Raw genomic sequence first — 13133 nt, 5'->3', positions numbered from 1 at the left:
TCGTCAGTACGCCAGGGCGCGGTCGAGCGCCTCAAGGATGCGGTCGATGTCCGGCAGGTAGTCTTCTTCGACCTTGGCCACGGGGTAGGGCATGTGGAATCCCCCGACGCGGATGACGGGGGCCTCCAGTGAATGGAACGCCCGTTCGCTGATCCGTGCGGCGATTTCGCCGCCGATGCCGCCGAATGTGGGGGCCTCGTGGGCCACGATCAGCCGGCCCGTCTTCCGGACCGAGGCCGTGACGGTGTCGAAGTCGATCGGCGAGATGGATCGGAGGTCGATTACCTCGACGCTGTGGCCGTCCTCGGCGGCGGCCTCGGCCGCGGCGAGGGCCACGGGCACCAGCGGGCCGTAGACGACGACGGTCGCGTCGGTGCCCTCGCGGAGCACATGCGCCTTGAAGGGGTCCGCGGACGCGCCGGGGGTCTCGGTGTCGACCTCGCCCTTGAGCCAGTAGCGGCGCTTGGGTTCGAAGACGATTACCGGATCCTGGCAGTCGACGGCCTGCTGGATCATCCAGTAGGCATCGTGCGGATTGGACGGCGTGATGATGCGCAGCCCGGCCGTGTGGGCGAACAGCGCCTCCGGCGATTCGGAGTGGTGCTCAATGGAGCCGATGCCGCCGCCGTACGGGATCCGGATGACGACGGGAACGGTCAGGTTGCCGTTGCTGCGCGAGTGCATCTTGGCCAGCTGGGTGGTGATCTGGTTGAACCCCGGGAACACGAAGCCGTCGAACTGGATCTCGCAGACCGGCTGGTAGCCGCGCAGGGAGAGGCCGATCGCGGTGCCGATAATCCCGGATTCGGCCAGCGGGGTATCCACCACGCGGTCGGCGCCAAATTCGGCGATCAGCCCGTCGGTGACCCGGTAGACGCCGCCAAGGGCCCCGATGTCCTCGCCCATCAGCAGCGAGCGGGGGTTGTTGCTCAGCGTGGCCCGCAGACCCTCATTGATGGCTTTCGCAATGGTCATGGTGGTCATCAGCGGGCCGCCCTGTCTGTCTGGACTGTATCTGCCTCTTCGGCGGACGCCTCATCGGCGGTCGCCTCGTCGGCGAACCCCGCGCTGTATTCCTCGAACCAGGCCAGTTCCTCGGCCACCAGCGGGTGGGCCTCCACGTAGGTGTTGGCGAAGGCGGTCCGGATGTCCGGGGTTTCCAGGTCATGGGTGGTCTTGCGGACGTAGGCGGCGAGCTCGTCGCCGTCGGCCCTGACCTGCTCGAAGAAGCTGTCATCCGCGAGGCCCTCGGCCCGGAGATACTTCTCCAGCCGTGCCAGCGGGTCCTTGGCACGCCACAGGCCCTCTTCGGCGGATCCGCGGTACTTGGTGGGGTCATCGGCCGTGGTGTGCGCCCCGACCCGGTAGGTGAACGCCTCGATCAGCACGGGACCATGGCCGTCGCGGGCACGCTCCAGCGCCCATTCCGTGACCGCGTGGACCGCGATCACGTCATTGCCGTCCACCCTGATGCCGGGGAAGCCGTAGCCCTTGGCGCGGTTGGCCAGCGGGATGCGGGTCTGCACGGAGCTCGGCACGGAGATGGCCCAGTGGTTGTTCTGGCAGAAGAAGACCACGGGCGCCTGGTAGGAGGCGGCGAACACCATGGATTCATGGACGTCCCCTTCGGAGCTGGCGCCGTCGCCGAAGTACACCATGACGGCGGCGTTCGGCTCCACCGCCTGTCCCGCCTCCCCGCTGGCGACGGCGTTGGCGGCCGCCAGTTTCTGGTCCCGCTGGATGCCCATGGCGTAACCGACGGCGTGCGGGGTCTGGGCGGCCAGGACCAGCGTGTAGAGGTGGAAGTTCGTGTCCTTCGGGTTCCAGCCGCCGTTGGAGACGCCCCGGAACTGGCGCAGCAGCTCGGCCAGGTCCACATTCCGCGTCAAGGCCACGCCGTGCTCGCGGTAGGTCGGGAAGATGTAGTCCTGCGGCTGGCTGGCCCGTCCGGAGCCGATCTGGGCGGCTTCCTGCCCCGTGAGCGGGACCCACAGGGCCAGTTGGCCCTGCCGTTGCAGGGCGGTGGCTTCCACGTCGAAGCGGCGGATCTTGGCCATGTCCGCGTAGAAACCGCGCAGCGTGTCCGGATCCAGCTTCTCGGCGTACTTTGAGAAGACCGGGTCCGAGCCCAGGGTGCCGTCCGGGCCCAGCAACTGCACCATAGGCTCGGCGGGGTCGCCGAGTTGGGCCTCGGCCTCGGCCTCGAGCTGGTCATCCATTTCGGTTCCGTCGAACTCGGTAGAGGGCAGATGTGTGGCGCCCATACCGTCTCCTTGCTTGCCGCATCCGAATGCGCCGCAATCGCTGGGATATATGCCGGACCGGGAATACATTCCGGGTCCGGCATATATTTTGGCTTACTGGTCCTTACTTTATCCGCACGGGGCGGCCTGAGCGCGCAGTGTTAAGCGCTAGGAACGCTGCGGCGGTTTTGTATAGATCGCACAGAGCTCCAGGAAACGGGTGTTGGCTTCCGTTTCGCCGATGCTGACCCGGACGCCCTCGTTGCCGAAGGCACGCACGGACAGTGCCCGTTCCGCCGCGAGGGCGGCGAATTCCGCGCTGTTTTCGCCCAGATTGAGCCAGACAAAGTTGCCCTGGGCCTCGGGAACGAACCATCCGAGTTCACGCAGTCCGGCCGTGACCCGGTCCCGTTCGTCCACCAGGCTTTGTACCCTTTCTACAACATCGGCGAAGTGCTCGAGCGATGTAACGGCAGCCGTTTCCGCGATCTGGGACACGGCGAAGGGGGTGGCAGCGACGCGCAGGTGCTGTGTCAGTTCGGGCCGGGAGACGCTGTAGCCCACGCGGAGTCCGGCGAGGCCGTGCGCTTTTGAGAAGGTCCGCAGGACAACGACGTTGGGGTATTTGCGGTACATGGCGATGCCGTCCACGGCGTCGCCGGCGCGCACGAATTCCTGGTAGGCCTCGTCGATGACCACCACGACGTCGGCCGGAACGGCGTTGATGAAGCGCTCCGTTTCCTCGGCCGTCAAGATGGGTCCGGTCGGGTTGTTGGGGGTGCACAGCAGGATCATCCGCGTCCGCGCAGTCACCGCGGCGGCCATGGCGTCCAGGTCATGGCGCCCGTCGGCCGTCAGCGGGATCCGGACGCTCTCGGCACCGGCCAGTCCGACGCAGATCGGGTAGGCCTCAAACGAGCGCCAGGCGTAGATGACTTCGTCGGCCTTGCCGTCGTCGTTCTGGCCGGCGAAGGTGGTCAGCAGCTGGTTCAGGGCGCCCAGGCTGCCGGCGCCCGTGACGATGTCCTCGGCGGGAACATCCAGGAAGCGGGCGAGCGATTCACGCAGCCTGCTACTGAGCGGATCGGGGTAGCGGTTGAAGTCGGTCTGCGCCGCGATGGCCTGCTGCACTGCAGGGATCGGGGGCAACGGGTTTTCGTTGGAGGACAGCTTGTAGCTGGCCAGGCCTTCCACGGGGACGGGGGGTTTTCCGGCCGCGTAGCGGGGGAGGAGGTCTACCACCGGACGGGGCCTGATGCCCCCGGCCGGGTTTTCTGATGAAGTCATGCCAACTAGCCTACTTCGGGTCACTGCCGCTGTTGCGGGAGATGATCGCGGCCCCTATGGGACGGCCGCTGCCGACATGGGGAATATGGTCCCTGCCGTCGCCGCCTGGCGTATGACAGCATGGGGCCATGCGCTCATTCATCGTACGAGTCATCATCAACGGGTTGGCCCTGGCAATCGCCTGCTGGATCCTCACGGGCCTGGACATTTCCACCCAGGGCAACGGCACCATCAGCACCGTACTGGGCTACCTGTTCATCGGCTTGATCTTCGGTCTGGTCAATGCCCTCGTCAAGCCCATCGTCAGCCTCCTGTCGCTGCCGATCACCATCCTCACCCTGGGCCTGTTCACCGTGGTCATCAACGCCGCGATGCTCTATCTGACGTCCTGGATCAGCAGCTACACCACTGTGCACTTCACCATTGACTCGTTCTTCTGGACCGCCGTGTTCGCCGCCATCATCATCAGCGCGGTGTCCCTCGTGGCGAGCTTCCTTCCCGCCCTCGATCGTTAGAAGCGCCCGCGCCGTGCGGTCCCGAAGTGGTTGCGGGCGTTGCCCGCGGTTCCGGCCGGGCCTCGCGCCGGAGCGAGAACCGGGTCACCGTCGCCGCCCCGCCGGTCCCCACGACCGCGGCCAGCGCCGCGGTGGAGTCCTGCAACGTGTTGTCCCGGCTCGCCGAGATGAGCGCGGCCCCGTCGGCGTAATTCTCCAGCCGGTGCCCCGGACCCAGGCCGACGTCCTGGAGCGGCGGCACAGCCAGCGGGTTGGTGAGGGTCACGGTCACCCGGTCCCTGGTGTCCGGGTTCGCCTGTCCGTCTGCCCCCGGCACCCAGTCCTGCTCATGTTCCAGGTGCAGGCTGCGGATCCCCGGTCCCGGGCTGATGCCGCCCACCGGCGAGCCCGCGGTCAGCACGAACTTGAGGTCGTACTCGGCCAGGACAGCGCGGTCCTTGCTGAGATTCATCGCGTGGATCCCGCCCTGGCTGTAACCGACGGCCACGAGCTGATCGCCGGCCTCGGCCCCGGCCTGCCGCAACGCCTCCCGGATGGCCTCCGCCGTCGACGCCGAGCCATAGCCCAGGGCCTCGGCGATGCCGGCGGGGTCAAAGGGGTTGGTGCCTTCCGGCAGGGCACCCTGCTGGGTTCCGGGAATGACCACCACCCACGCGGGCCGGGATCCGCCGTCGAGCTCGATAACCTCGATCCGGCCGCCGCGCTCTCCCACTCCCCCGGCCCGCCGCAACAGCCCGGCCGGTGAGAGGTCGACGTCGGCCGTAAACGTCTCCCGGCCCACGATGCTGACCGGACGGGGTTTGAGGAACACGAGCCCCGGCGCTTCCGAGGCGTCCCGGACCAGGCGGCGGATATCAGTGGGGCCGGCCAGGGCGCCGGCTACGGCGGCCAGGGGCCCGGGCAGGCCAAGCAGCACGGCGAGATTCCGGGGCGCCATGGCGACCCAGTCTTCAACGATCCCGCGCACCCCGGGCAGGGCGAAGGGCTCCGGCGCTGCGCCGTACTCGGAGCCGTGAAGTCCCATCCGCAGCAGCAGGGCATTCCGGGCTTCGGCATATTCGTATTCACGGTGACTGGCGCGGACGTCGTCGCCGATCCGCTGAAGTTGCGCCCGGACGCGTCCGACGTCCCGGCCGGCCTCCCCCACGGCGATGATGGCGTTGCTGCCGCTGGTGTAGGACTCGGACTGATAGGGAAAGAGTGCGCGCCGGACGGCGTCGGCCTCCACTTCAACCATTTGCAGCTGCCGGACCAGCCCGTCCAGTGCCGCGGCACCCGCCAGCAGCTCCTCAAACTGGAAGCTCACCCCGCCGATTCCGCCCCGGATGAGCAGGGTGCCGTCGCGCGGCGGCGCGGAAACCCCGGGGCTGCCGCCGGAGCCAGCCGGAGTGGCCTCGGCCATCAGGGTCCCGTCCGGTCCGCGGGCTGCGCCACATTCCGGGCGTGCCGGAGCACCACGGCAACAGCATCGAGCAGGGCATCCCGGCTCCGGCGCAGCGCCGCCGCGTGCAGGGACACGGCCATACGGTAGGCGCGGCCGGCCGGTGACTGCCAGGTCTGCAGGTCAAGGCGGGCGAGGGCGGCGAGCACCGCATCAGCCTCATCGGCGCACCGGGCCACGCGCGCCGCGAACTGCTGGATTTCGTAGCTGCGCGAAGCGCACTCGAGGGCGTCGGCGGCCGTCACGCCAAGAACCGCCACGTCCTGCACTGCCAGGCTTCCCGCCGGTCCCGGCGGGAAGCCTCCAGTCATTCCTCTGGTCATGAAACGACGCTAGCGGGGCGGCCGGTGCCCGCTGAAGAGCGCCGTCGGGCTATGTGGACAACGTCCCGGACCGCCATGCACTGCCAGCCGGCAATGTCATAAGGACGGGGGCGCTTAAGGCCCGGCGGCACTTCGTGAAAGAATCGGCACATGCCTGAAACTGCCGCCACAGCTGATACCCGCACGCCGTCCGGACGCCTGGCCCTCGCCGCGTCCGACCACCAGATCGCGCTCGGCCCGCTGGATGGCCGCTACCAGTCCGCCGTCGCGCCGCTGGTCGACTACCTTTCCGAGGCGGCCCTGAACCGCGACCGCGTGGCTGTTGAGGTCGAGTGGCTGATCCACCTGACCGGCAACAGCGTCCTGCCCGGGGCCGGCCCGCTCACGGCGGAACAACAGCAGCAACTGCGCGCGATCGTCACGGAGTTCGACGCCGCCTCCGTCACCGAACTGGCCGAGATCGAGGCCGTGACGGTCCACGACGTCAAGGCTGTCGAGTACTACATCGGCCGCCGCCTGCCCGGCATCGGAATCGACCGGCTGACCGCCATGGTGCACTTCGGCTGCACCTCCGAAGACATCAACAACCTCTCCTACGCCCTGGGCATCAAGGGGGCCGTAGAGGATGTGTGGCTGCCTGCGGCCCGCGCCCTCGTCGCCCAGATCAGCGCCATGGCCGGGGACAACCGCGCCGTGCCGATGCTCTCCCGCACGCACGGCCAGCCCGCCACGCCCACCACGCTGGGCAAGGAACTGGCCGTCATCGCGCACCGGCTGGGCCGGCAGCTGGACCGGATCGCCCGCACCGAATACCTCGGCAAGATCAACGGCGCCACCGGCACGTACGCCGCCCACGTCGCCTCCGTCCCGGGCGCCGACTGGGAGCACGTCGCCAAGAGCTTCGTCGAAGGCCTCGGCCTGTCCTGGAACCCGCTGACCACCCAGATCGAAAGCCACGACTGGCAGGCCGAACTCTATGCCGACGTCGCGCGTTTCAACCGCATCCTGCACAACGTCTGCACCGACATCTGGAGCTACATCTCGATCGGCTACTTCGTGCAGATCCCGGTGGCAGGCGCCACGGGTTCCTCGACCATGCCGCACAAGGTGAACCCGATCCGTTTCGAGAACGCCGAGGCCAACCTCGAGATCTCCTCCGGCCTGCTGGACGTGCTTGGCTCCACTCTGGTCACCTCCCGCTGGCAGCGAGATCTCACCGACTCCTCCTCGCAGCGCAACATCGGTGTGGCGTTCGGCCACTCGCTGCTCGCCATCTCGAACGTTGCCAAGGGCCTGGACCGGCTCAAGGTTGCCGAGGACGTGCTGGCCGCGGACCTGGACACGAACTGGGAAGTCCTCGGCGAAGCCATCCAGATGGTCATGCGCGCCGAGGCCATCGCAGGCGTCGACGGCATGGAAAACCCGTACGAGCGGCTCAAGGACCTGACCCGCGGCCAGCGCGTGGATGCCGCCCGGATGCAGGAATTCGTCCAGAGCCTCGGCCTGTCCGCCGACGCCGAAGCCCGCCTGCTGGCGCTGACCCCGGGCAGGTACACGGGCATCGCGGACCAGCTGGTGGACCACCTCAAATGAGACTTCTGCTCATCCGGCACGGCCAGACGCCCGGCAATGTCCTGGGCCAGCTGGACACGGCGCACCCGGGGCCCGGGCTGACCGAACTCGGCCAGCGTCAGGCTGAGGTGTTGTCCCGCGCCCTGGCGAACGAGCGGATCCTTGCCCTGTACGCTTCCACCCTGGTTCGGACGCAGATCACAGCGGCACCGCTCGCCCGGGTGCACGGGCTGGAAACCGAGGTGCTTGAGGGCCTTCACGAGATCGAAGCCGGGTCCCTGGAAAAGCAGACGGACCACGAATCGCACAAGCGGTACATCGGCACCATTTTTTCGTGGGCGGACGGCGAGCTGGAGCGCCGGATGCCTGCCGGTCCCAGCGGCCGGGACTTCTTCGAACGCTACGACGCCGCGATCGCCACAATAGCGGCCCGCACCAACGGGGCCGGGGACTCAGGATCCGTGGCCGTGGTCAGCCACGGCGCCGCCATCCGGGTGTGGGCCGGCCTGCGGGCAGAGAACATCGAACCGGACTTTGCCATCCGGCACGTGCTGGACAACACCGGAATCGTGGCGCTGGAAGGCGATCCCGCGAACGGTTGGAAACTCATCCACTGGGACGGCAGCCCCGTGGGCGGACTGGCACTGGCGGATCCGACGGCGGAGGATCCCACCGGCCGTCCGGCGTAGCGGCCAGGGCACCCGTCGGGGGCGCACGCTGCAGGCCGGGACTGGACTGCTCCCCCGGACGCGGCGATGATGAAAGCAGGCGTGGGGACAGGATGGTCGGCCGCGGCATGCGGTTGATCCCGCGCATGTTCCCGCGCAGTGGAGGCGCAGGGGCATGTCACGCAAATCGGAACACCCGGGGCATGCGCCCGCCGGCGCAGTCCACGTCTTCGATGAACAGTTCCTCGCAGCCTATTACGAGCACGCTGCGCCCGAGGACCTCCAAGGCTACAGTCCCGAAAACCTTGAGCAGCGGGCCAGGCGCCATGCGGAACTGGCGGACAGCCGCCCGTCGGGCACTGCGGCCGTCGCCATCCTGAACGAAAGCGACGCCAGCGTCCTGCTGGTGGTTGCAGACACCCTGCCGCATCTGATCCATTCGCTCACCGCCGAGCTGGCCCGCGAAAACGAGTCCATCAGGTTGCTGGTGCATCCCAATTTCCTGGTGCGGCGGGATCCACGGACTGGCCGGCTGATGGAAATACGGCATGGGTCCTCGCAGTCCGCACCGGCGGGCCGAATCGCCGGCATCCCGGGCGCTGTGGCGGCCGGCGCCGCCCAGGAGCCGCCGGGGTGGTCGTCCGAAACCTGGGTGGCGGCGGAGATTGGCCGCCTGCCGGGGTCACGGGCCGTCGCGGAGCTCACCGGCAACGTGCGTCGTGTCCTGGCGGACGTCCAGTTGGTTGCGGACGACACCCCCGCCATCCACGCCAGCCTCGCCCGCGCCATCAATTCCTTGGACCGGCTGCCCGCAGGCACGGTTCCGACCCCGGAGCAGCTCGGCGAGCTCCTGGACTGGCTGGACCGCGGCAACTTCACGTTCTTGGGTTACAGCGAATTTGAATACTCGACGTCGGAGGGCACCGATGCCGTGGCGTTGCGGCCGGGCACGGGGTTGGGTTTGCTCAGGGACGGTCGGCCGGAGGCCCGCCAGCCCGTTACGGGACTACCCCATTCACAGGTTCTCACCATCTCCATTTCTGATCTGAGATCGTCGGTCCCCCGCCCGGCCTACCTGGATGAAATCCTCGTCCGGATCTTCGGCAGCGCAGGGAAAGGCACGGGAGAAGTGCGGTTTGTGGGCCTCTTCGCCCCGGGCGCCACGGGCCGGTCCGTGCGGCGCATCCCGATGATCCGGGACAAGGTGCACGCCATCCGGGAACGCTTCGGCTTCACCGAGTCCTCCCACCAGGGCAAACAGCTTCTCACCGTCCTCGAGTCCTTCCCCTTGGACGAGCTGTTCCATCGGGACCTGGATGAACTTTTCGGGCTTGCCCGGGAGATCCTGCTCCTGCAAGCGCACCACCAGACACGGGTGTTCCTGCGCTCTGACAGCTATGGCCGCTTCATGACAGCCCTGGTGTTCCTCCCCCGGCACAGGTACAGCACGGCCGTGCGCCTCCGGATCGAAAACGAGCTCAAACAGGCTTTCAGGTCCTCCTCGCTCGAATTCGAGGTCCGGCTGAGTGAATCCCCGATGGCCCGCGTGTTCTTCCGGATACAACTGCCTGCCGGCGGGATGCCCGACGTCGATTCCGCTGCGGTGGAGCGGAGCATTATCAGCGCCACGCGGACCTGGGCCGCGGGCCTGGACGAAGCGCTCCGTGCCAGGTTGCCGTCCGCGGAGGCCAGCCGGCTGTCGACGCTGTGGTCCGCCGCCTTCCCGGCCAGCTACCGGGCTGATTTCGACGTCGAGGACGCGGTTGAAGACATCAGACGGTTTGAGAAGGTCGATCTCGACGGCACGGGCGGCCGACCGCTGAACGATCCTCAACTGGCCGTTCATGTCCCCACGGCTGCGGCCCCGACGCTGGCCGAAGACGCACGGATCCGGCTCTATCTGACCACCGCCCATAGCCTGACGCGGATCCTGCCGTTCTTCCACAACCTCGGCCTGGAGGTGCTGAACCAACGGCCCTTCGATGTTGTGCGCGGGAGCGACCGGCCGTTGTTCCTCTATGACCTCGGCGTCCGGTACCCAGCGGGCGTGGATCCGGCCCGGACCAGCGGGCTGCTGCGGGATGCCTTCGCGGCCGCCATGCGCGGGGACTCGGAATCGGACCGCTTTGACGGCCTTGTCCTCCGGGAGGGCATCGAGTGGCGCCAGGCGGCAATCCTGCGCAGCTATGCCAAGTACCTGCAGCAACTGGGCACAACGACCTCCTACGGCTTCATGGCCGACACCCTGCTGGCCAATGCCCGGGCCACCCATGCCCTCTTGGCGCTATTCCGGGCCAAGTTTGATCCCGACCTGCAGGCGCTGGGCCGGTCCGGGGACACCGACGCGGCCCGGAAGGAACTGCTGGCCGCGGTCGACGACATTCCCGTCCTCGACGCCGACCGGCTGCTGCGCACCTTCATGAACCTGGTGGAATCCACGCTCCGCACCAACTACTTCCAGGGGCGGCTCCACCTGAGCTTCAAGCTGAACCCCGCCGCCATTGCCAGTGCGCCGCTTCCGCGTCCCAAATACGAAATCTGGGTGTACTCGCCCCGCGTCGAAGGCGTCCACCTGCGTTTCGGGGCACTGGCCCGGGGCGGGTTGCGCTGGTCCGACCGAAGCGAGGATTTCCGCACCGAGGTCCTGGGCCTGGTCAAGGCGCAGAACGTGAAGAACTCGGTGATTGTGCCCACCGGCGCCAAGGGCGGTTTTTATCCCAAACAGTTGCCGGACCCCTCCATGGACCGCGACGCTTGGCTGACGGAGGGCCTTCAGTGCTACCGGATCTTCGTCCGCGGGCTGCTGGACGTCACCGACAACCTGGTCACCACCGCGCACGGGGAAACAGTGGTGCCTCCGGCGCGGGTGGTGCGGCACGACGTCGACGACTATTACCTCGTGGTGGCGGCGGACAAGGGAACAGCGTCATTTTCCGATGCTGCGAACGCGGTGGCCGAGGAATACGGCTTCTGGCTGGGCGATGCTTTCGCGTCCGGCGGGACGGTGGGCTTTGACCATAAGCAGATGGGCATCACGGCCCGCGGGGCTTGGGAATCCGTGAAGCACCATTTCCGCGAACTCGGGGTGAACTGCCAGGAAGAGGACTTCACAGTTGCCGGCATCGGCGACATGAGCGGCGACGTCTTTGGGAACGGGATGCTTCTCTCCCGCCACATCCGCCTGGTGGCAGCTTTCGATCACCGGCACATCTTCCTTGACCCGGCGCCGGATGCGGCGGCCTCGTTCGAGGAACGGCGGCGGCTCTTTGCCCTCCCCCGGTCCTCCTGGGCAGACTACAATCCAGGGCTGATCAGCAAGGGTGGTGGTGTCCACTCCCGCGGGGCCAAGGCGATCAGCATCACGGAACAGGTCAGGAGTTCCCTCGGCCTGGACCCGGGCACCGTGTCGCTGCCACCCCACGCGCTGCTTCAGGCCATCCTCCGGGCGCCCGTGGACCTGCTGTACAACGGCGGCATCGGAACCTACGTCAAGGCCTCGTTGGAAGGCAACGCCGAGGTTGGCGACAAGGCGAACGACCCCATCAGGGTCAACGGCAATGAGGTCCGAACGAAGATCATCGCCGAGGGCGGGAACCTGGGAATCACGCAGCTCGGGCGGATTGAGGCCGCCCTGTCCGGCGTCCTGCTCAATACCGATGCGATCGACAACTCAGCCGGAGTTGACTGCTCGGATCATGAGGTAAACATCAAGATCTTCGTGGACCGGATGATCGCCGCGGGAAAGATGAAGCCGGCGGAACGCGCGGGCTTCCTGCATTCCCTCACGGACGAAGTGGCCAGCCTGGTCCTGGCCAATAACACGGACCAGAATGTCCTGCTCTACAACGACCGGCACCTGGTGCTGGCATGGAGCCCGGGTTTCGAACGGACCATGGACTGGCTCGAGAACGCCACCGACCTTGACCGCAGGCTGGAGGGTCTGCCCAGCAACGAACAGCTCCGGGAACGGCTGCGGTCCGGTGAGGGCCTGACCGCGCCCGAACTTGCGGTGCTGGCCGCTTACGCCAAGATCGAACTGGCCGCGGAGCTCAATGCCAGCGACCTTGCCGACGACCCGTGGTTCCGGCGCGTCCTGCGCGGGTACTTCCCGCGCCTGCTGTCCGAACGCTTCGAAGCAGAGCTTGAGGGCCACCCTCTGCGCCGCCAGATCGTGTGCACAGTGGTGGCCAACGACATGATCAACCTCGGCGGAATCACGTTCGCCTTCCGCGCCATCGAGGAAACCACTGCGACGGCCGCAGGTATAGCCAGGGCCTTTGTGGTGGCGCGGGAAGCCTACGACCTGCCGTGGATCGTCAACCGGCTGGCCGCACTCCCCGCCGGATATCCCAACGAAGTCATCGCCGAAGCGACCCTGCACATGCGCAGGGTCCTGGACCGGGCCACGCGGTGGTACGTGACGCACGACCACCGCGACCAGCCCGTGGACGCCGCCTTGGGCAGGATCATGCCCACCCTGGACCTGCTGCGGACCCGGACCGTGGACTACCTCCGCGGCTCCGACCTGGACCGTGTGCAAGAGCGGCTCGCGCACTGGGACGCCGTGGGGATGCCCCCTGAGCTGGGCCGGCGGGCCTCGGACCTGTTGGAGAGTTTCGGGCTGCTGGACATTTCCCTGATCTCCGAAGGAGTACGCGAACCGATCGCCGCCATCGCCGAGGTGTACTACGCGGTGTTCCAGCGAATCGGCGCCGCGAACCTGCTGCTCAGCATCACCGACCTGCCCCGGCAGAGCCGCTGGGAGGCCCTCGCTCGGGCCGCCCTGCGCGATGATGTGTATTCCGCTGTAGCGGACATGACGGTCTCCGTGATGGAGACCACCCACGGCCCTGGTGCCGGAGAGGCCGGCACATCCGACGCCGTGGAGCGCATCGTGGAGTGGGAACGCGGGCACCAGGAGCAGCTGGGCCGGCTCAAGGATACCTTCGCGGAAGTGACCAAACCGGGGCAGGTGGACATCGCCTCGATCTCTGTGGCGCTGAAACTCCTGCGGACACTGGTGCGGCGCTAGGCTGTGGCCACCGCCAGGTCCACCCGGACGTCGGGCTGGAAGGCGCAAGTGC

Annotated in this window: 9 protein-coding genes; 4 read left to right on the top strand and 5 right to left on the bottom strand. The window is 67.6% G+C overall.

Translation table 11 applies throughout. The features are described from left to right. Positions 1 to 3 precede the first annotated feature (3 nt). The 3 genes from C566_RS0116140 to C566_RS0116130 form a co-directional block, all read right to left on the bottom strand. Positions 4 to 984, bottom strand: a complete 981-nt coding sequence (locus C566_RS0116140) for an alpha-ketoacid dehydrogenase subunit beta (RefSeq protein ID WP_018775391.1) — start codon at positions 982 to 984, stop codon at positions 4 to 6. Then, positions 984 to 2264, bottom strand: a complete 1281-nt coding sequence (locus C566_RS0116135) for a thiamine pyrophosphate-dependent dehydrogenase E1 component subunit alpha (protein WP_018775390.1) — start codon at positions 2262 to 2264, stop codon at positions 984 to 986. The genes C566_RS0116140 and C566_RS0116135 overlap by 1 nt, the downstream gene beginning before the upstream one ends. Before the next feature lie 147 nt (positions 2265 to 2411). Next, on the bottom strand, positions 2412 to 3530 hold the full coding sequence (locus tag C566_RS0116130) for a histidinol-phosphate transaminase (protein WP_026266762.1): 1119 nt from the start codon (positions 3528 to 3530) through the stop codon (positions 2412 to 2414). A 128-nt stretch (positions 3531 to 3658) separates the two neighbouring features. Here C566_RS0116130 and C566_RS0116125 point away from each other — a divergent pair, with 128 nt between their 5' ends. Further along, entirely contained in the window at positions 3659 to 4045 is a 387-nt protein-coding gene (locus C566_RS0116125) for a phage holin family protein (protein ID WP_018775388.1), read from the top strand. Here the strand turns inward: C566_RS0116125 and C566_RS21655 are convergent. Further along, the gene (locus C566_RS21655; RefSeq protein ID WP_018775387.1) at positions 3996 to 5447 is read right to left on the bottom strand and encodes a hypothetical protein; all 1452 of its coding nucleotides are present in this window, start codon (positions 5445 to 5447) and stop codon (positions 3996 to 3998) included. The two genes, C566_RS0116125 and C566_RS21655, sit on opposite strands and share 50 nt — an antisense overlap. Next, the gene (locus C566_RS0116115) at positions 5447 to 5809 is read right to left on the bottom strand and encodes a hypothetical protein (RefSeq protein ID WP_231386399.1); all 363 of its coding nucleotides are present in this window, start codon (positions 5807 to 5809) and stop codon (positions 5447 to 5449) included. Before C566_RS0116115 ends, C566_RS21655 begins: the two co-directional genes overlap by 1 nt. A gap of 150 nt (positions 5810 to 5959) precedes the next feature. On the opposite strand from C566_RS0116115, the gene purB reads away from it, so the two are divergent. The 3 genes from purB to C566_RS0116100 all read left to right on the top strand — a co-directional run bounded on the left by purB (position 5960) and on the right by C566_RS0116100 (position 13081). Next, complete coding sequence (gene purB / locus C566_RS0116110) at positions 5960 to 7402, top strand: adenylosuccinate lyase (RefSeq protein WP_018775385.1); 1443 nt, start codon at positions 5960 to 5962, stop codon at positions 7400 to 7402. Beyond that, positions 7399 to 8070, top strand: a complete 672-nt coding sequence (locus C566_RS0116105) for a histidine phosphatase family protein (protein WP_018775384.1) — start codon at positions 7399 to 7401, stop codon at positions 8068 to 8070. The genes purB and C566_RS0116105 overlap by 4 nt, the downstream gene beginning before the upstream one ends. A 154-nt stretch (positions 8071 to 8224) precedes the next feature. Continuing rightward, entirely contained in the window at positions 8225 to 13081 is a 4857-nt protein-coding gene (locus tag C566_RS0116100; protein ID WP_018775383.1) for an NAD-glutamate dehydrogenase, read from the top strand. Positions 13082 to 13133: the final 52 nt, after the last annotated feature.

Source organism: Arthrobacter sp. 131MFCol6.1 (genome assembly GCF_000374925.1).
Taxonomy (GTDB): domain Bacteria; phylum Actinomycetota; class Actinomycetes; order Actinomycetales; family Micrococcaceae; genus Arthrobacter.
Note: the sequence above shows the minus strand (reverse complement) of the source record. Positions and strands in the feature narration are given on the sequence as shown.

What these genes read in the sequence shown, in the direction of transcription:
- C566_RS0116140 (WP_018775391.1), bottom strand. Translation starts at nt 984, where the DNA reads ATGACCACCATGACCATTGCGAAAGCCATCAATGAGGGTCTGCGGGCC.
- C566_RS0116135 (WP_018775390.1), bottom strand. Translation starts at nt 2,264, where the DNA reads ATGGGCGCCACACATCTGCCCTCTACCGAGTTCGACGGAACCGAAATG.
- C566_RS0116130 (WP_026266762.1), bottom strand. Translation starts at nt 3,530, where the DNA reads ATGACTTCATCAGAAAACCCGGCCGGGGGCATCAGGCCCCGTCCGGTG.
- C566_RS0116125 (WP_018775388.1), top strand. Translation starts at nt 3,659, where the DNA reads ATGCGCTCATTCATCGTACGAGTCATCATCAACGGGTTGGCCCTGGCA.
- C566_RS21655 (WP_018775387.1), bottom strand. Translation starts at nt 5,447, where the DNA reads ATGGCCGAGGCCACTCCGGCTGGCTCCGGCGGCAGCCCCGGGGTTTCC.
- C566_RS0116115 (WP_231386399.1), bottom strand. Translation starts at nt 5,809, where the DNA reads ATGACCAGAGGAATGACTGGAGGCTTCCCGCCGGGACCGGCGGGAAGC.
- purB (WP_018775385.1), top strand. Translation starts at nt 5,960, where the DNA reads ATGCCTGAAACTGCCGCCACAGCTGATACCCGCACGCCGTCCGGACGC.
- C566_RS0116105 (WP_018775384.1), top strand. Translation starts at nt 7,399, where the DNA reads ATGAGACTTCTGCTCATCCGGCACGGCCAGACGCCCGGCAATGTCCTG.
- C566_RS0116100 (WP_018775383.1), top strand. Translation starts at nt 8,225, where the DNA reads ATGTCACGCAAATCGGAACACCCGGGGCATGCGCCCGCCGGCGCAGTC.